Source organism: Cytobacillus sp. IB215316 (genome assembly GCF_033963865.1).
GTDB lineage: Bacteria > Bacillota > Bacilli > Bacillales > SM2101 > Nanhaiella > Nanhaiella sioensis.
In genome coordinates this window covers 296,863-316,544 of record NZ_JAXBMC010000003.1, presented here as the reverse complement: position 1 = coordinate 316,544, position 19,682 = coordinate 296,863, and the positions used below count along the sequence as shown (strand labels likewise).

The 19,682-nt window shown below is 36.1% G+C and carries 19 protein-coding genes and 2 riboswitches; of the genes, 1 reads left to right on the top strand and 18 read right to left on the bottom strand.

Translation table 11 applies throughout. From position 1 onward, the window contains the following. Positions 1–44: 44 nt before the first annotated feature. The 7 genes from SLH48_RS08550 to SLH48_RS08520 form a co-directional block, all read right to left on the bottom strand. A complete protein-coding gene (locus tag SLH48_RS08550) occupies positions 45–149 on the bottom strand; it encodes a methionine/alanine import family NSS transporter small subunit (RefSeq protein WP_214481066.1) in 105 nt (34 codons plus the stop codon). Beyond that, positions 149–1,657, bottom strand: a complete 1,509-nt coding sequence (locus SLH48_RS08545) for a sodium-dependent transporter (protein ID WP_214481067.1) — start codon at positions 1,655–1,657, stop codon at positions 149–151. The genes SLH48_RS08550 and SLH48_RS08545 overlap by 1 nt, the downstream gene beginning before the upstream one ends. Positions 1,658–2,037: 380 nt before the next feature. Then, positions 2,038–3,639 (bottom strand): Na+/H+ antiporter NhaC family protein, encoded by a 1,602-nt coding sequence (locus tag SLH48_RS08540; protein WP_320257818.1) that lies wholly within the window; start codon positions 3,637–3,639, stop codon positions 2,038–2,040. Between the two features lie 126 nt (positions 3,640–3,765). Further along, a riboswitch (Lysine riboswitch) is annotated at positions 3,766–3,959 on the bottom strand. A gap of 63 nt (positions 3,960–4,022) precedes the next feature. Beyond that, complete coding sequence (yunB, locus tag SLH48_RS08535; RefSeq protein WP_214481069.1) at positions 4,023–4,781, bottom strand: sporulation protein YunB; 759 nt, start codon at positions 4,779–4,781, stop codon at positions 4,023–4,025. A gap of 52 nt (positions 4,782–4,833) precedes the next feature. Then, positions 4,834–5,958 (bottom strand): HD-GYP domain-containing protein, encoded by a 1,125-nt coding sequence (locus tag SLH48_RS08530; protein ID WP_320257817.1) that lies wholly within the window; start codon positions 5,956–5,958, stop codon positions 4,834–4,836. A gap of 154 nt (positions 5,959–6,112) precedes the next feature. Beyond that, a complete protein-coding gene (locus SLH48_RS08525) occupies positions 6,113–6,415 on the bottom strand; it encodes a YunC family protein (protein WP_320257816.1) in 303 nt (100 codons plus the stop codon). Positions 6,416–6,603: 188 nt separating this feature from the next. Next, positions 6,604–7,140: a hypothetical protein gene (locus tag SLH48_RS08520; protein ID WP_320257815.1), complete on the bottom strand. Its 537-nt coding sequence runs from the start codon at positions 7,138–7,140 to the stop codon at positions 6,604–6,606. 595 nt (positions 7,141–7,735) lie between these two features. Between SLH48_RS08520 and SLH48_RS08515 the strand changes: the two genes are divergently transcribed. Continuing rightward, the gene (locus SLH48_RS08515; protein ID WP_320257814.1) at positions 7,736–8,074 is read left to right on the top strand and encodes a hypothetical protein; all 339 of its coding nucleotides are present in this window, start codon (positions 7,736–7,738) and stop codon (positions 8,072–8,074) included. Between the two features lie 124 nt (positions 8,075–8,198). Here SLH48_RS08515 and SLH48_RS08510 read toward each other — a convergent pair whose 3' ends face one another. From SLH48_RS08510 to SLH48_RS08460, 11 genes are all read right to left on the bottom strand, one after another. Further along, positions 8,199–9,044: a DUF72 domain-containing protein gene (locus SLH48_RS08510; RefSeq protein ID WP_320257813.1), complete on the bottom strand. Its 846-nt coding sequence runs from the start codon at positions 9,042–9,044 to the stop codon at positions 8,199–8,201. Positions 9,045–9,129: 85 nt separating this feature from the next. Then, a complete protein-coding gene (gene sufB, locus SLH48_RS08505; protein ID WP_214481075.1) occupies positions 9,130–10,527 on the bottom strand; it encodes a Fe-S cluster assembly protein SufB in 1,398 nt (465 codons plus the stop codon). Between the two features lie 67 nt (positions 10,528–10,594). Next, positions 10,595–11,032 carry a Fe-S cluster assembly sulfur transfer protein SufU gene (gene sufU / locus SLH48_RS08500; protein WP_214481076.1) on the bottom strand — a complete coding sequence of 146 codons (438 nt, stop codon included), beginning with the start codon at positions 11,030–11,032 and terminating at the stop codon, positions 10,595–10,597. After that, entirely contained in the window at positions 11,022–12,242 is a 1,221-nt protein-coding gene (locus SLH48_RS08495; protein WP_320257812.1) for a cysteine desulfurase, read from the bottom strand. Before SLH48_RS08495 ends, sufU begins: the two co-directional genes overlap by 11 nt. Beyond that, positions 12,242–13,555: a Fe-S cluster assembly protein SufD gene (gene sufD, locus SLH48_RS08490; protein ID WP_320257811.1), complete on the bottom strand. Its 1,314-nt coding sequence runs from the start codon at positions 13,553–13,555 to the stop codon at positions 12,242–12,244. The genes SLH48_RS08495 and sufD overlap by 1 nt, the downstream gene beginning before the upstream one ends. A 17-nt stretch (positions 13,556–13,572) precedes the next feature. Further along, entirely contained in the window at positions 13,573–14,358 is a 786-nt protein-coding gene (gene sufC, locus SLH48_RS08485) for a Fe-S cluster assembly ATPase SufC (protein WP_214481079.1), read from the bottom strand. A 298-nt stretch (positions 14,359–14,656) separates the two neighbouring features. Next, entirely contained in the window at positions 14,657–15,511 is an 855-nt protein-coding gene (locus tag SLH48_RS08480; protein ID WP_320257810.1) for a MetQ/NlpA family ABC transporter substrate-binding protein, read from the bottom strand. A gap of 12 nt (positions 15,512–15,523) precedes the next feature. Next, positions 15,524–16,192 (bottom strand): methionine ABC transporter permease, encoded by a 669-nt coding sequence (locus SLH48_RS08475; protein WP_214481081.1) that lies wholly within the window; start codon positions 16,190–16,192, stop codon positions 15,524–15,526. Continuing rightward, on the bottom strand, positions 16,185–17,210 hold the full coding sequence (locus SLH48_RS08470; RefSeq protein ID WP_320257809.1) for a methionine ABC transporter ATP-binding protein: 1,026 nt from the start codon (positions 17,208–17,210) through the stop codon (positions 16,185–16,187). Before SLH48_RS08470 ends, SLH48_RS08475 begins: the two co-directional genes overlap by 8 nt. Before the next feature lie 442 nt (positions 17,211–17,652). After that, a riboswitch (SAM riboswitch) is annotated at positions 17,653–17,761 on the bottom strand. Between the two features lie 154 nt (positions 17,762–17,915). Beyond that, entirely contained in the window at positions 17,916–19,220 is a 1,305-nt protein-coding gene (locus SLH48_RS08465) for an O-acetylhomoserine aminocarboxypropyltransferase/cysteine synthase family protein (protein WP_320257808.1), read from the bottom strand. Next, complete coding sequence (locus SLH48_RS08460) at positions 19,213–19,590, bottom strand: SCP2 sterol-binding domain-containing protein (RefSeq protein WP_320257807.1); 378 nt, start codon at positions 19,588–19,590, stop codon at positions 19,213–19,215. Before SLH48_RS08460 ends, SLH48_RS08465 begins: the two co-directional genes overlap by 8 nt. Between the last annotated feature and the right edge of the window lie 92 nt (positions 19,591–19,682).

Sequence of the window (19,682 nt, the reverse complement as noted above, 5' to 3'; positions counted from 1 at the left end):
CAATAAAAAGCATCGACAATGTAACTGTCGATGCTTTTTATTAGTTATTTTTTCTTCGCTTTTATAACAGCATTTGTTACACTTGCTGCTAAACCACCCCAAATGATAAGAATACCTAGGACCATCATTACGATTGCACTACCATCCATTACCCAGATACCTCCTTATCTTTTTTCACTTGTAAAGCTTTACTATCCCATTTTTTAAATGTGAATATGACACCAATAAGCATTGCGCCTATCGCAACTGTCCAACCCCAATTAAAAATGAATTCTCTTGGATAGTCTCCATATTCTGATATCAGGTTCGTCTTTAAGTTCTCAAACATCATATATCCTAATACGACTGGAGTAATAACTCCTAAACAAACTTTCCACCATAGACCTAGCTTGATATCTGAAATGGCATTTGCATGATTTTGAAGATTTTTCAAATCTCTTGCAATCCAAGCGACTAAGATAACTTCAAACAGTCCTGCTAATGCTACACCGAAGTTATTAATGAATGCATCTGCTACATCAAGGAAATTCAATCCCCCTTGTGTTGCAAAAACCAATGAGATAACCGCTGAAAGACCTCCAGCAAAAAATACAGCAGCTGTTCTCGACAATTTAAACTTATCTTGTACAGCAGCAATGTACGTCTCAGTAATTGATATTAATGATGATAATCCTGCAAGTACTAATGATCCGAAGAACAATACTCCGAACACTTCGTTCAATGCTGGGAACGAGTTAATTATTTCAGGGAATACCATAAAGGCTAAGCCAACTCCACCACTAACTACTTCATCAACAGAAGCACCTTGAGCTGTAGCCAAAAACCCTAATACACTAAATACTCCAATACCAGCTAATAATTCAAATGATGAGTTACTGAACCCTGTAATAAATGCGTTGTTTGTAATATCCGATTTTTTCGGAAGGTAACTAGAATAAGTAATCATGATCGCGAACGCAATAGATAAACTGAAGAAAATTTGTCCGTATGCTGCAACCCAAACCGTACCATCGGAAAGAGCACTCCAATCAGGCTTAAAGAACGCGTTTAGACCTGTAATTGCTCCATCAAGAGTTACTGCACGGATAACGATAATTAAAAATAATACAACGAGTGCTGGAATAAAAATTTTATTCGCAATCTCAATACCTTTTTTAACTCCCGCAAATAATACCCCTAGTGTTACAACCCAGACGATAATTAAAGGAATAAGTACTCCTGGAACAAGACTTCCAAAGCTTCCTGCGTCTGTAACTTGTAAATAATCACCTACTAAAAAGTCAACTGGTTTATCCCCCCAGCCTAGGTTAAAGGCAAATACAGTATAGCTCATTGCCCAGGCAATGATAACAGAATAATACGTTGAAATGACAAAGGCTATTGCAACCTGCCACCAACCAAGCCATTCTGAGCCTTTACTTACTTTTGCATATGATAGAGGGGCTGAGCCACGATATTTATGGCCGATTGTAAATTCCATAACAAGAAGTGGAATACCGGCAGTTATTAATGCGAATAAGTACGGTAAAAAGAATGCTCCTCCCCCATTTTCATACGCTGTTGCTGGGAAGCGCCAAATATTACCTAGGCCGATAGCTGAACCTACTGCTGCTAAAATAAACCCAGCACGCGTTCCCCACTGTGGACGATTATCCATATTTGCATTACCTCCTTTTAATATTTTACCTCTCCGTATCTAGTAAATAAGAATGATATCTACTCGACTAAATTTAAACGGAAAGTTTTATATATTCTGATTATTTAATATAATCTATTCATAGTATAGCTAGTTCTAATGACATTTGTCAAAACATTATTTGTTTTTTTACAAAAAAGATATTTCAAAATAATGGATATAAATAAACCATTGGTAGAGTATGCTCAAATGCTATTATTCATAAGGTTTTTAAGCTAAATTTAGATGTAAAAAGAAAGGATCAGCTCTTACAACTCATTATTTTGTATAATATATTAGAGTACCTAACCTTTATACTTTCAATGAGTGCTTAAGCTAATCCTTTTGGCTCACTTGCAATTCTATTTATTATTGTATGCGGCATTTACAGCCTGAGAACTACTACTTTGTTTCTGCTTGGCAAAAATAAATATACCAACTAACATTAAGAGTACAACAGCTAACCCTATTAAAGTACTATTCGTAAATCCTAATACTAAATAGCCTATAGAAGCTACTACTGCTGCAATAATAGCATATGGAAGCTGCGTCAATACATGATCAATATGATGACTTCCAGCCCCTGTTGAAGATAAAATCGTCGTATCTGAAATCGGTGAACAATGGTCTCCGAATACTGAGCCAGCTAAGACAGCAGACATTGCTGGAAGCAATATTGTTATATCTACTGTAGCCGCAATTTGTCCAGCAATCGGAAGCATTAAACCAAACGTTCCCCATGATGTACCAGTAGAAAACGCCATAATCCCAGCAATAAGAAACATGATAACTGGTATCATACCAATATTTAAGTTCGAACTTTCCACAAGTCCTGCTAAATATACACCTGTTTCTAATTGACCAATTAAATCAACAATCATCCATGCTAATAATAAGATCCAAATTGCAGGAAGCATTGATTTAATCCCTTCAACAATGCCTTTCGGAATTAATTCAAAAGATATTTTTTGAGAAATCGTAGCCTGTCTTATAAACATAATTAAAGTAATTAACAGACCGAATAAACCACCGTATAACAATGAACCCGTTACATCTGTATTTTCAAATATAGCTAGTGCAGTAACGGGAGTTCCCTCAGCAACATTTGCCCAACCTGTCCAAATCATCGCTACGACTACACCTACAATTAAAGCTATAATAGGAAGTACTAAATCCCAAACTGAGCCTTTGTCACTCACAGGTAAATTTTCTTTCAATTCACCAGGTACTTCTTTTTTGTCTGGGTCAACAACATTCCCAGAATCAACAGCTCTTTGCTCATGCGTTTTCATAGCACCTAAATTAACATTATAAATGCTGACTATAAACACCATTGCTATTGCTGAGATAACGTAAAAATTCATCGGAATCATTTGTACAAATGCAGCAAACGGTGTTATATCTGCAACACTATGTGCCGCTAGGATCGTACCAATTATACCGATAATGTATGCTCCCCAACTTGATACAGGTGATACTACACATATCGGCGCCGAAGTCGAATCGATCAAATAAGCTAGCTTTGCTCGAGAGATGCGATGACGATCTGTAAGGGGTCTGCTCACTTGTCCTACTGCCAAGCTGTTAAAATAATCATCAATAAATATAATAATCCCTAAAAATGCAGTAACTAGATGTGCCCCTACTCTAGTTTTTACACGCTTTAATGCCCACTCTCCGAAAGCTCTACTACCACCTGAAATAGAAATAAATGCAGTAATTAATCCTAATAATAGTAAAAAGAAAATAATATACACATTCCAAGTATTAAGAGCTCCGTCTGATACAAAGATTGCTGAAAAACTACCCCACATTGACTTACCAGCTTCGGTAATAGAGAATTCATGAAGAAGTAGAGCAGCAGACAAAATCCCTACCCCTAGTGAAAGTAAAACTCTTCTCGTGACAATAACCATAAGTATTGCCAACAGTGGTGGAATTAGCGAATAAATTGTTCCACTCATTTAAATAACCTCCTAAAAATTTTTTTTGGAGGGCTACTAATTTAAATAAAATGAAACAAGCACAAAAAGAGTAATGATAGAAAATAACCTATCATTACTCTTTGTAATGTTATGTTATCCTCCATCACGATCAGTAGCCCTCCATTATGAAATATGCAACGATGCTTTCCATAATGACAGTGTTACCCTTATTCAAGGTAACCCCAGCAAAAATATTTTCGACAAATTATTTTCACTTCGGCAAAAAATCCTTTCAGCTATGATCATCGTTGTCATCCTTACATAGCCTAATCATACTTTTTGCGTCCTCTACCTCATCGATCAGATAAGGTTAATTATTCAGTTTGAAATTATTATATCAATAAAATGTAGTTAAAACAAGCTTAATTCATAGGAATTTCAATAGAAGGTTGAGTATCGCCACCGCCATTATAAAAATCAGGTACTTTACCTTGAAAGACTTTACTATCTAATATGACATCTGTTTTTACTGGAACTGTTTCAGTAGCAAACGGGATGACAACCTGCACATTTACCTCTAATTCTACTTTCACAATTAGTAACACATTATTAATCCCCCATGGCTCCATTTCATATATTACATTGGGCTTCACACTACCAACCATATAAAAAAGAACTGGTATGGACGGTCCTAAATTACCTAACAAGGCATTATTAGTTGCTTGCCCTAGTGGTATATTAAAGATAACACCGTTACCTTCTTCATCACCTTCTGTTTCGATATCTACATCTGGTACCTCTAGTTCATTTACCTTGCCTTTCCGTACTTTCGCAAGGTTTTGTTGAACCCTATTTGTTATTTGTGCTGATATACTATTAATAACGCCAGTATTGATGTTAGTAATATAAATATAGCCATCCTCATCTGTAGTTACATTATTAGTTAGTCCTTCAGTCTCCATTCCTTCTTTGATCTGCTTATTTACTGCATTATTTATGACTAATGTAGCAATTCGTTCTGATTCTTTCTCAGCCACATCCATCAACGTCGGTGTTATTCCCTTATTAATAATCCATAAACCAGTAGCAGTAGAAAAGATAAAAAAGACAAACGTTAATAAAAAAACATACCGAAAGGGTAGCGGCCCTTTTTTTCGAAAACGGCGGTTGTATAGTGACAAAACAAGATCCCCCCTTACAAGCTATATGTATGCAGACAAGGGGGATTTAACGCTAGAATTTTGGTATTAATTTCTCCTTATTACTTGTAAATGTTCGCATTTCACAATCAACGATAACAATGTGCAACTCTTTACTTAAATTAATATCATACGGATAAGTGAGAATTTGCCCTTTTTCTTCTAATATACGAATAATTGGACGATCACTACTATTTGGGTTTTGTTTTGCCACAATACCTTTTCGACCATCACTTAAAACAACACCTAAACCATCTGGGTAAATCGCTACAGCTTTGCGGAAAGCTTCTACAATATTTTTTTCAAATTGAGTTCCAGATCCAGAATATAAAATCTCCAATCCTTCATGGGGAAGCATAGCCTTTCGATATACACGATTAGATGCTACTGCATCAAAAACATCAGCGACAGCGATTAGTCGTGCAAGGTAGTGAATTTCATTTCCTTTTATGCCCCTTGGATATCCAGATCCATCTAGCCTTTCATGATGTTGATATGCACAGTGAGCTGCTACCAAAGGTATTGTATCAATCTTGCGAAGTGCATCAAATCCATATTCCGTATGTTTCTTCACTTCTTCAAATTCTTCATATGTTAACTTACCTGGCTTAAGTAATATATTCTTAGGTACCATTAATTTCCCAATATCATGAAATAATGCACCAATACCAATTGTCTCTAACTCTTTATTTGTTAAATTCAATTCTAGACCAATCGCTAGCGAATACATTGTTACATTTAACGAGTGGTTAAAAATATAGTGTTCATACGAAAAAATGTCTGCTAAAAGTGTGAATAAATCTTTATTTGACTTTAATTCTTGAAGTAATTGATCAACAATTTTTTTGAAACGTTGTGAAGCTTCATAAAATGCTGATGATTTCAAAAATTGTTTTGGATTTTTAACCTCTAAAAATGTATGTTCAATTTCTTTTATGGCTTCCTTCCGTAAATCGATAGAAATTGCTTGTTTTGGGTTAATATCATTTGTTCGGTTATCATTTATGTATACAAAAGTTATACCTAACTGTTTTAATCGTTGAATCATTCGGTTAGTTAACTCAATATCATTATTTATCAAGGTTTGTCCAAAATCATTGTATATAGGCTTAGCTAATTTCGTGCCTTGATGTATTGAATCTACTGATACTAGTCTCATAAAATACTCCTCACAATTATAGTGATGGCTACTCAAGATTCTATGTAAAAGTATACACTATTTTAAACGTTAACATTGTCTCCTCCTCCCAAAAACTGAATCATTAGACAAATTTTACTTAAAAAATAGTCTGCTAAACATCTAGTTTACCAGACTACTCCATCTTTAAAAGCGCTTCTTTTCCTTTCATGCCACTTACAATGCCTAGCTTTTCTGCTCCGAGTGTTACCGATTCTAAAGGTGCATCTAGTAATTGTTCAATTGTCCTTACCCCGACTGCTCTTCCAGCTATGATTCCTCTTTCTTTCAGCTTTTCATTAAGCAAGGCTACATCAAGCGCACCACACATTATATACCCTTTATCATTCGTTACTGCCATGAAATTCGTCTTAGGAAGCTTTACAGTAATGGCAGTAAATTGTTGATTTTCAATTATGATTGGTGTCATTGTTATCATTGCGAAAACTCCCCCTCTCCTCCTTGTATCACTCCATGAAAAGGAAAAAACAACGGTATAAATGTTTTTATAATCAGCATAACCTTGTTACAAACTGAAATTAAGTCATTATACGCTATTAGAACGTCTTTAACGTCTTTAACGTCTTTAACCTCTCAAAAACTAAACTAGCAGCCACGAAATAACAGTTAACAGTTACATGCTGGAGGATTAGGAAGCATTCTTACTGTGCCCTCATATGAACCTCTTACTTGGTTACATGTAGGTTGAATAGTATTTGGTGTTATATTCATACACACATCGTTAGGAACGCCATCAATACATGAATTCACAAAACTAGCCTGTTCACCTTGTATTTCAAGCGCACATACATTCTTTGCTACAATCGATTTTTTCTGTCCTGGGAATACTCTAATTTCTTTTACTACATCATTTGTAGGTGATAATAATCTTGCGACAATTGTACAATTTTCTATTTGATTAGAATCTGAAGCAGGCATAGTTGGATCACAGTAAATCGAGTCATTTTGAATATTAATACACCAATCTCCTGCACACGTTGAACACTCGTATTGATCTACTACAGGCATCAATGAAGATGGGTCTATACAATCTTGAACGATACAACCGCTTATTTCACATAAACAACAATCCTCGATATTAATGTTACAATCACCTTTCGCGGTCTTACCACAACAGCTGGAAGTGCTTATATGTTTAACCATACTGAAATATCACTCCTAATATCTTGTATTATGCTACATGGTATGATATTTCTCTTAATCATGTTTACGCTTATGCCTACCTCTCAAGAAAAAGGCTCAGACTTTCTCTAAATCAAATTAACTAGTTCATATTGTGTATTGGTTACTTTCCCTTTGCACAATGTTGTTTTCGCTTCTATTGTTTATCGTACTAAGTAATTAAACACGTATTTAAATTTATGTCGTGGCATCTCTTCTTTTTATATAACGTAGATATTCTCACGAAACCTCTTGTAGCTGTGATTTTGTAATGATTGTACTACTTAGTTTTCGAAAAGAGCTTTACGTAAAGCTGTTTTCGCTTCCATTGTGGTTTGTCGGACTAAGTAATTAAACATGTACACAATTACAAGTCGTGGCATCTTTTTTTATTCAAAACTATGGCAACTGTAAATGATGACTACTACTAACTTTTCTTATTTTTGCAGCATTGAAGTTAGTTTTCAAAAAAAGAAGCCTTGCATTTAGCAATTTGTATAATTTATTTTGTGAATGAAACGGTACAAGCATGAATATGAATAGAAGCATAACGACTGATATAAGAGGAGGAATATGAATGAAGAAGGGGATATTTTTGCTGTTCGGCATATTGTTTATCGTGAGTGGATGTAGCCAAGCTGCTTCATACGACCTTTGTGGTTATGGATCTATGTTTTCGTTAGATGGAGATGGCTTTTTACTTGTCGAACCATCAGCAACAGTCTCGTATACAATTAATGAAAAAGTAGGTGCAATTGAGAGACAAATCGAGGAAGAGTACCACCCTGTTAATCACTTAGTCTCCAACCATTTAGAAGAAGGAACAGTCATTTATTCTGTCATGGAAGACCCCACTCTTATGATTGCAAAAATCAATAATGATGAGTATGCCTTATTCGAAAAAATTGATGAATGAATAGGGATAGGGAACATTACCCATGAAAGTAAAAATGACCTTCATGGGTAATGTTGATGGTGCTAGTCTATTTCACCATCCTGGAGGCTACGTTATCTGTATATATGAATGTTGAACTCATCTTCTAAAATAAATCCAGCTGTTTTGATGATAAACCATTATATTGTATCTCTAACATTGAAATTAACTGCTTGGCGTTGTCAGCTGCATCTCCCCCAGAATTATTATTAAACAACACATATATATTTTCAGAATTCTTCTTCAGTTGATGTAGATTTTTTATCCACTGCTCCAGCTCTACATCATTATATCGGTATAAATATCTAATTTCTCTCCAGTTACTAGAATTAGGTTTATTCCAGCCATGGACATTACGGCCATGAAAACGGACGAGTGTTTTTTGCTCATTTGTTGTATTAAGGATCGTTGGAATTGAACCTTCTCCTGCTTGGGGTTCGTCACATATACTATGTATCCAACCTTCTTGAATCATAAACTGTATCGTTTTATGTCGGTAATGATCAATAAACCATGATTGATGCCTAAATTCGAGGGCACATGGAATTTCCTGCATTCTTTCACGACAGTAACGTAAATAATCTACATGCTCCTTTTTACAATCAAACCAAGGCGGAAATTGAAATAGCACCATAGCGAGTTTTTTTCTTTCTATTAAAGGTTTCAGCGATTCTCTAAAGTCATTAAACATCTCTTCTATGTTATTAAATGGTACTTTCCCTCGTAAATGCCTAGTCATCCCTTGATATGCTTTAACAATAAATTGAAAGGAATTCGGTGTTTCATTTGCCCACTTCTCCATATTTTGTAGTGGTTGAATGGCATAAAAGGACGCATCTAGCTCTACGATTGGAAAATGAGCACTATAATGATGTAGCTTATCACGTGAGGAAGCCTTGTTTGGATATAAACTATCGTGATCACCCCAGCCTGTAAGACCGATGTAAATCATAATAACCTCCTATAAAATATAACGATGAACAACGCAAATTAAGAAAAGAACCCACAATATATGTGAGTTCTTTAACCATTATAAATTATCCGATTGAACCTTCCATTTCAAATTTGATCAGTCGGTTCATTTCAACAGCGTATTCCATTGGGAGCTCCTTAGTAAATGGTTCGATAAAGCCCATTACGATCATTTCTGTTGCTTCTTGCTCAGAAATACCACGACTCATTAAATAGAATAACTGTTCTTCAGACACTTTTGAAACCTTCGCTTCGTGCTCTAACGATATATTATCATTTAAAATCTCGTTATATGGAATTGTATCTGAAGTAGATTTATTATCCATAATTAACGTATCACATTCGATGTTAGATCTTGATCCTTCTGCTTTACGACCAAAATGAACAATTCCACGATAAGTTACTTTTCCACCTTGCTTTGAGATCGATTTCGATACAATTGTTGACGATGTGTTAGGTGCAAGATGGATCATTTTCGCTCCAGCATCTTGATGCTGTCCTTTACCAGCGATCGCAATCGACAATGTCATCCCTCTTGCGCCTGCACCTTTCAAAATAACAGCTGGGTATTTCATTGTTAGCTTCGAACCGATGTTACCATCAATCCATTCCATCGTAGCATTTTCTTCACATACCGCACGCTTTGTTACGAGATTAAAGACATTATTTGCCCAGTTCTGAATCGTCGTATAACGACAATACGCGTCTTTCTTAATAATAATTTCTACGACAGCACTGTGTAATGAATTTGTTGTATAAACTGGTGCCGTACAACCTTCTACATAATGAACGTGTGCACCTTCATCAACAATGATAAGTGTACGTTCAAACTGTCCCATATTTTCAGAATTGATTCTGAAATATGCTTGTAAAGGTGTATCTACCTTAACTCCAGGTGGAACATAAATAAACGATCCGCCTGACCATACTGCAGAGTTTAATGCAGCGAATTTATTATCAGTTGGTGGAATGACTTTCCCCCAATGCTCTCTGAAGATATCTTCATTTTCTTTTAGAGCAGAATCAGTGTCTTTGAACACAATTCCAAGATCTTCAAGGTCTTCCTTCATATTGTGATAAACGACTTCAGATTCATACTGCGCAGATACTCCAGCTAAATATTTTTGTTCTGCTTCAGGAATACCTAGTTTATCAAAAGTTGTTTTAATTTCGTCTGGAACTTCATCCCATGATTTCTCGGATTTTTCAGATGGCTTCACATAATATGTGATGTCATCAAAATTCAAGCTCGCTAAATCTCCACCCCATTGTGGCATCGCTTGATTATAAAAATGCTCTAGCGACTTCAAACGAAAGTCGAGCATCCATTGTGGCTCTTCCTTCATGCGAGAAATTTCTTCAACAATTTCTTTAGTTAAACCTCGTTTTGAACGGAAAATCGACACATCTTTATCCGCAAAACCGTATTTATAATCCCCTATTTCAGGCATTTTTTTTGCCATTGATCGCAGCCTCCTTTAACTAAATGTTCATCAGATGAGAAAGTTGGACATTTTCACGTCCTCTCAGTTACTCTTTCCCTTGTAAACCTTTTTCCATAGCCTTCCATGCAAGTGTTGCACATTTTATTCTCGCTGGAAATTTTGAAACTCCTTGTAAAGCTTCAATATCACCTAAATCGATATCATCGTCATACTCTTTGCCCTGCATCATATCTGAGAAGATTTTTGAAAGTTCCATTGCCTTTGAAATTGGCTGGCCTTTTATCGCTTGTGTCATCATGGACGCAGATGACATTGAAATTGAACAGCCATCCCCTTCAAATTTTGCATCAACAACTTTTCCATCTTCTACTTTCATCGTTAAATGAATCCGATCACCACATGTTGGATTATTCATATCCACCGTTACGCTATCTTCTTCAATAGCACCTCGATTACGTGGTTTTTTGTAATGATCCATAATCACTTGACGGTATAGCTGATCAAGATTGGCATTAAAAGACATTGCTAAAGTACTCCTTTGTTTTAATTAATGAAGAAACAAAACGATCTACATCCTCTTCATTATTATATATATAGAAGCTAGCACGGGCAGTAGCCGAAACATTTAACCATTTCATTAATGGCTGAGCACAATGGTGTCCAGCCCTTACTGCAATTCCATCAGCATCTAATACCGTTGCTACATCATGTGGATGTACGTCATTAACATTAAACGTAACTAACCCAGCTCGTTTGCTTGGCCCATATACAGTACATCCATCGACCTCCGATAGTCTGTGTAAAGCATATTGAGCTAATGTATGTTCATGTGCTTCAATCTTATCTAGTCCAATTTCTTCAAGAAAATCAATCGCTGCTCCAAAACCAATCGCACCTGCAATAATCGGTGTTCCACCTTCAAACTTCCAAGGTAGCTCTTTCCATGTCGATTCATATAAGTCAACGAAATCAATCATTTCTCCACCGAACTCAACTGGTTCCATATGTTCAAGTATATGTTTTTTTCCGTATAATACTCCTACTCCTGTCGGTCCGCACATTTTATGAGCAGAAAAGGCGTAGAAGTCACAATCTAAGTCTTGGACATCTACTTTCATATGCGGAGTACTTTGGGCTCCGTCAACAACCATAACAGCACCGTGCTTATGAGCAATCTTCGTAATTTCTTTAATAGGGTTAATTGTACCTAACACGTTGGAAACGTATACCATCGATACAATCTTCGTGTTATCCGTTATTGTGTTTTCTACATCCTCTAAGGAGATTGTGCCGTCTTCCTGTAAGGGTAAGTATTTCAAAGTCGCTCCAGTTGCTTTTGCAAGCTGTTGCCAAGGAATAATATTACTATGGTGCTCCATGTAGGTAATGACAATTTCATCACCTTCTGCAAGGTTGGCACGGCCATAACTAGCTGCAACTGTATTAAGTGCAGTAGTTGTACCGCGTGTAAAAATAACTTCCTCAGTGCTTCTTGCATTAATAAATTTTCGAACCTTTTCTCGCGCGCCTTCATAGCCATCTGTAGCCTTTGTACCTAAAGTATGAACACCACGGTGTACGTTAGAATTGTACTGGCGGTAATATTGATCAAGTGCTTCAATAACAGATGTTGGTTTCTGTGAAGTCGCTGCGCTGTCCAGATAAACTAAGCTGTTTCCATTAACCTCTTGGTTTAGAATCGGGAACATATCACGAATATCTTGGATATTCATTATTTTACTTTCCTTTCGATTACCTCAACTAACTGTTCTTTAACCGAATCAATTGGAAGCTCGTTAACAACAGGTGCTAAAAAGCCATGAATAACGAGACGTTCCGCTTCTTCCTTCGGCAACCCACGACTCATTAAATAATATAGTTGAATTGGATCAACTCGACCAACAGATGCAGCGTGTCCAGCTGTTACATCATCTTCATCAATTAATAGAATCGGGTTTGCATCTCCGCGTGCTTTTTCACTAAGCATAAGAACGCGTGATTCTTGTTCTGCATTAGATTTTGAAGCCCCATGCTCAATCTTTCCAATGCCATTAAAGATAGAAGAAGCTGCCTCTTTCATAACACCATGCTTTAAAATATAACCTTCAGAATGCTTCCCATGGTGCACTACACTCGTTGTGAAATTTTGAGTCTGCTCACCGCGGCCAACAACCACAGTTTTAGTATCTCCGTAAGATCCATCACCAATAAGATGGGTAATATTTTCCGATACCGTATCTCCGTCATTCATTAGGCCTAATGCCCACTCAATTTTCGCATCTCGACCAGCTACTCCACGGCGATTTACGTAAGTCGTAACACCTTGTGCCAGATTATCAACGGCACCATACGTTACTTTGGCATTCGTGTTTGCAAACACTTCCGTAATAATGTTAACAACTCCGTCATTAACCTCCGTAGTAGAAATATAGTTCTCTACATAAGTGACCGAGCTATTATCTTCAGCAACTATAATCACATGGTTCATTAATGTAGCGTCTGCATCATCGTGTACATATACAGCCTGAATCGGTGTATCAACCTCTACATTTTTCGGAACGTAAACGAATACTCCTCCGTTCATTAAAGCTCCATGTAATGCTGTTAGTCGGTGCTCATCAATCTTTACTCCATCGTTCATATAATACTTCTGTAAAAGATCACTATGTTCACGTGCTGCAGTTTGGATATCAGCTAATATAACACCCTTCGCTGTTAAATTCTGTGGTAACGTTAAAAATGCAGCTGTATTATTACGTTGAATATATAGGCTTTTATCATCTTTTTCACTTTCAATAAGTGCCTTTACCTCACTTGAAAGTTCGTCTAACGATGTATATTTTTCGCTATTTACTAGGTGGTTCTTAAAATTAGTAAAATTCCATTTATCTATTTTAGTTTTATCAGGTTTTGGCAGAGGTAACTCTTCATATTTCGCAAGAGCTTGTAAGCGGAGATCTAGTAACCATTCAGGTTCACCTAGTTCTTTTGACAAGCCTCTAATATAATCCTGATCGAATGCATGTTTCGTATCAATTGTTGACATGTCCATCCTCCTAACGCTTACGCTTCTTGGCCTACTGTTTCATCTTCAATTCCAAGCTCATGTTTAATCCAGTCATAGCCTTCTGCTTCAAGACGTTGAGCTAGCTCAGGACCACCTGATTTAACAACACGGCCTTGCATCATTACATGTACTTTGTCTGGAGTAATATAGTTTAATAGACGTTGATAGTGAGTAATAATTAAACAACCGAACTCAGAACTTCTCAACTCATTAATACCTTTGGAAACAACTTTTAACGCATCGATATCTAGACCTGAGTCAATTTCATCTAAAATTGCAATCTTCGGCTCAAGCATCATTAATTGCAAAATTTCATTACGTTTTTTCTCACCGCCTGAGAAACCCTCATTTAAGTAACGTTGTGCCATATCTGGGTCCATTTCTAAGAAGTCCATTTGCTTATCCATTTTACGAATAAACTTCATTAATGAGATTTCATCGCCTTCTTCACGACGAGAATTAATAGATGAACGTAAAAAGTCTGCGTTTGTTACACCACTAATTTCACTTGGATATTGCATAGCAAGGAATAGACCAGCACGCGCACGCTCATCTACTTCCATTTCCAGCACATCTTCACCGTCCAGTGTTATGCTACCTTGCGTTACTTCATATTTTGGATGACCCATGATTGCTGCAGATAAGGTTGATTTACCTGTACCATTAGGTCCCATAATCGCGTGAATTTCTCCACCTTTTATGTCAAGGTCTACCCCTTTTAGAATTTCTTTACCGTCAATAGAAACATGAAGATCTCTAATTGTTAATGTTGATGCTGCCATTACTATACCTCCAATTTATCTTCTATACTATTTGTTTAAATACTTTCATTCTCATTTTATTCTCATTACAATCTTATAACAAATGAAAAGTATTAGCAACCATTTAACACCATAGCTATACTTTTTAAATAAAAAAGTTTAAAAAGTATTTTCTTTCATTATATGTAGAAAAGTAAAGATTGTCTTCGACATATATTGTTTGCATAAAAAACAAAAAACATCCAAAATACACATCAAACTCATTATACGATAATAAGAAGAAAAAACCAGTGAAATCACTGGTTTTTCTTCTTATTTCTTATTCCGAAACAGGGACAACTGCTCCTTCAAATTCTTCAATAATATAATTTTGGATTTCTTCTGAGCGCAAAGCGTTAACTAATTCGACAATTTCCTTATTTTTTTCATCACCACTACGCACAGCAATAATATTTACATAAGGAGAATCAGCGCCTTCAATTGCTATAGCATCATCTAACGGATTTAATCCAGCATCAATCGCATAGTTTGTATTGATTAAAATAGCATCACCTTCGTCATTATTATAAAACTCAGGTAATAAAGCAGCGTCGATTTCAGCTTCAAATTCCAGATTTTTTGGATTTTCTACAATATCATCAAGTGTTGCTGCTACTTTTTCAACATCATCTGCTAACTTAATTAAGCCCTGTGATTCTAGCATTGTTAAAATACGCCCATGATCAGCCACTGAATTACTCATAATAATTACAGCGCCTTCTGGTAATTCATCTAAGCTGCTATATTTTTGTGAATATACTCCGATTGGTTCAATATGAACGCCACCTGCATTCACGAAATCATAGCCTACATCAGCCATTTGCGATTCTAAATATGGTATATGTTGAAAATAGTTAGCATCAAGGTCACCACTATCTAAATCTTCATTCGGTAAAATATAATCTTGATATGTTTCTATAACTAAATCAATTCCCTTGTCAGCTAATATCGGTTGTACTTGTTCTAAAATCTCCGCATGCGGTACATTCGAAGCTCCAACTACTAATTGCTTGTTCTCTTCTGATGCTTGATTAGTTTGACTCTTTTCTGATGAACTTTCTTTCTCACTCGTTCCACATGCTGCCAAAGCAAAAACTACGAGTAATGTACTTACGATTGCAAATATTTTTTTCATGATGATCTTCTCCTATCTTTTGTCTATTTTTGATGTTATAAAATCTCCAATGTATTGGAGGATAAACACTATAATAAGAATAAAAATGGTTGCTACAACAACAACATCGGTATGACGGCGAGAGAAACCTTCTAAATAAGCCAAATTCCCCAGCCCCCCCGCACCGATAATTCCAGCCATGGCAGTATAACCAACTAGAGCAATTGCTGTCACTGTAATTCCTGATATGAGTGCAGGAAGTGCTTCAGGTAGCAGCACCTTGAAAACGATGGTTCTTGTTTTCGCCCCCATAGACCGTGCCGCCTCAATAACACCTTTATCAATCTCTCGCAATGCAATTTCTACCATTCTTGCGTAGAAAGGTGCTGCTCCAATTACGAGAGCAGGTAAAGCGGCATTTGCTCCTCTAATTGTCCCAAGCATGAATTTTGTTAACGGAATTAATAAAATGATTAAAATAATGAATGGTATAGAACGAAAAATGTTTACAAAACTACTGATGATTGTATTAATCAGCTTATGTTCCAATAGGTTGTCCTTCGATGTTAGAAAAAGTAAGAGCCCTAAAATAACACCAAAAACAAATGTTGCAATCACCGATGTAACAGTCATATATAACGTTTCAAATGTTGCTTCCCACATTTTTTCCCAATTAACGTTTACAAATAGTTGACTAACCATGCTGTATCACCTCCACTGTCACATGTTTTTCCTTTATATATGTGATCGAGCGGTTTATCTCTTCATCGGTTCCTGTCATATGAATAAACAATGTGCCATATGCACCGTGCTGTGTATGTGAGATCTTTCCTTGTATAATATTAATACCAATATTAAACTGGCGGATTAATTCTGCTATTAAAGGTTGTTCAGCATCATCCCCAACAAACAATAGCTTAATTACTTTACCTTCAGGGTAGCTTTCTAAAATATGCTCAATTGTTTCTGTCGCTTCTTCTGGTTCTGTAATTTGCTTAACAAACTGCTGAGTAATAGAAGCTTTCGGTTGCTGAAACACCGATAACACTTCACCTTGTTCAACAATGCTGCCATCTTCCATTACAGCTACACGGTGACATATTTTACGAATCACATGCATTTCATGAGTGATTAACACAATTGTGAGACCTAGCTTTTTATTAATATCCACAAGCAGTTCAAGAATTGAGTCTGTTGTTTGTGGATCAAGTGCTGAGGTTGCTTCATCACATAATAATACTTTCGGACGATTTGCTAAAGCACGAGCTATTCCAACTCGCTGCTTTTGGCCACCACTTAGTTGTGAAGGATACGCATTTTCTCTTCCCTCCAACCCTACTAGCTTGATTAGCTCATCAACCCTTTTCAACCGTTCTTTTTTACGAATACCAGCAATTTCTAATGGAAATGATATATTCTCCCTTACAGTTCTTGACCAAAGCAAATTAAAATGCTGAAAAATCATACTAATTTCTTGTCGTGATTTACGTAACTCATCCCCTTTAATAGAGGTCATATCATAATTATTGATCGTAATTGTTCCTTCTGTTGTTGCTTCAAGCTGGTTTAACAAACGAATGAGTGTACTTTTCCCTGCGCCACTGTAACCAATAATGCCAAATATTTCACCCTTGCCAATATTCACATTGACATTATCTACAGCAACTACTTCTCCTTCTTGAGATTGATATACTTTTTTTACCCCAGATAGCTTTATCAAAAGGCTCACCTACTTCCTTAATCATATTATTCATATAAGTTTAGTGCGTTTTATGTTACAAACTAAACGATCTGCCAAATTTAGCTCTTCTAGCAGCTAGATAGTCGTTTTATCCATTATCATTGTTTTATCAAAGGCTCTTTTCGTAAAATTTGTTTCTATCGTTAACAATTCAGCAACTATAGTTGTTGTTGATTTTCAAAAGATTAGATGGCATGAACTATAGTTGTATATTTGTTTACTTCTTCATACAAACTACAACAATCATTATGAAAACAGCATGTGTAAAAGATAAGATATTACGAATACCAAATGAATACATGTTTATATTTTTGTACGAACAGCAACATTTAATGCGTAATCAACCTAATAGAAAAGCTTAACAACAAAATTAAAAAGCCTTTCCGCACATATGAGCAGAAAGGCTTAATTATATTCCTTTCTCTCATCTATCAAAGCATACGCTTCGTGTGAATTGGCACCATTTCAACTTCACCGTTGATGGTTGCCGGGCTTCATAGGGCACATCCCTCCACCTCTCTTGATAAGAGTATATATCAATGTTTTATTTATTCATTTTTAAAATTACATTTCAAAATTAATCTCTTTTAAAAAGTATAGTTGTGATTCTATCACGCTCATTTATATGTGTCAATGAATATCTTTATGGAATTTACATCCAAAACACATATCAATTCACCCTAATTATTTACTTTGAGTTAGTCCTGTAGCTGTCTCTATTGCTTGCTCTAAGTCTTCTAATAGGTCGTCAATATTCTCAATTCCAACTGACAATCTTATCAAATCTTCTGTTACACCTGAAGATTTTAAGCCCTCGGTACTTAATTGTTGATGTGTTGTACTTGCTGGATGGATAATCAAGCTTTTAGCATCACCTACGTTTGCTACATGCGACCATAGCTTCACATGATTAATTACTTTAGCGCCTGCTTCTCTCCCTCCTTTAATGCCGAACACAACGATGGACCCACTACCTTTTGGTAAATATTTTTTAGCAAGTTCTTTTGCAGGATGATCTTTATGGTCGGGATACAAAACCCACTCTACAGCAGGGTGTTTCGCTAAATATTCAACGACTTTCCTGGCATTATTAATATGTTCTTTCATCCGAACATGTAATGTTTCTAGTCCAAGGTTAAATTGATAAGCATTAAATGGACTTAATGAAGCACCTAAATCCCTTAATAATTGCACCCTAGCTTTGACGATAAATGCACTTTCTCCAAGTGCTTCTGCGTATATAAGATTATTGTAGCTTGGGTCAGGGGTTATAAAGTCTGGGAACTTCTCAGAATTCCAATTGAATTTGCCTCCATCAACGATTATTCCCCCTAAAGTCGTACCATTTCCTAAAAGCCACTTTGTAGCAGAATGAATGACAATATCAGCACCATAGTCAATCGGTCTACACAGATAAGGAGTAGCAAATGTATTATCAATGATTAGCGGAATTCCAGCTTCGTGAGCAATTGAAGCAACCTTCTCAATATCCAATACGTGTAAGCTTGGATTACCAATTGTTTCAGCAAATATTGCTTTTGTTTTAGAAGAAATGGCCTTTGCAAAATTTTCAGGTTGGGAAGGGTCAACGAAGTGAGTTGTTATACCATATTTCGGCAATGTGTTAGCTAATAAATTATACGTTCCACCATATAAAGTAGATGCTGCAACAATTTCATCATCTACTCCTGCTAGATTAAGAATCGCAGTCGTTATAGCAGCCATTCCACTTGATAATGCTAATCCACCAATTCCACCTTCAAGTAATGCCACTCTTTCCTCCAAAACAGTTACAGTAGGGTTGTGTATCCGTGAGTAAATATATCCTTCTTCTTGGAGTGAGAATAAATTAGCTGCATGGCTCGTATCCTTGAATCTAAATGCATTTGATTGATAAATTGGTACTGCTCTTGCACCTGTCACTGGGTCAGCTTCTAATCCTCCATGGACACTCAAAGTTTCTAAACGATAATCTTTCTCCTTACGCATTTTTTTCTTCCCCTTCCCCTTTAATATTTAAAGCAAATAAAGATTCTAGTAAAAGAATGTATCTGAATTTCCCTTGGCAAATGATACTTTGTCGACTTATCAATTTTTGTAACTTTTCTTTACCAGATAACAATTCGTAAAACTGTTGGGGTTCAGCACCTAATGAAATGTCTGCAGGACTTTGTTGCCGATTGCTCAGCTCCAATCCCCTTGCTGTTAACACAACTTGAACTTTCTCTTTATTACTTTCAAAATTAACAATGATTGCTTGGTTAGGTAGGAGTAGGTTTAAGTGTGAATTTTGAACGAACCTATTATTAAACTCGTTAAGAAATAAACTAAGTTCCATACATTCAGTTACGATAAACATATAACTAGCTGTTCTACATGTGTATAGGAGTACTTCACCAATTCATACAACCTAGTACAACAAACAAGTAATATATTTTCGGTAACTTCTCT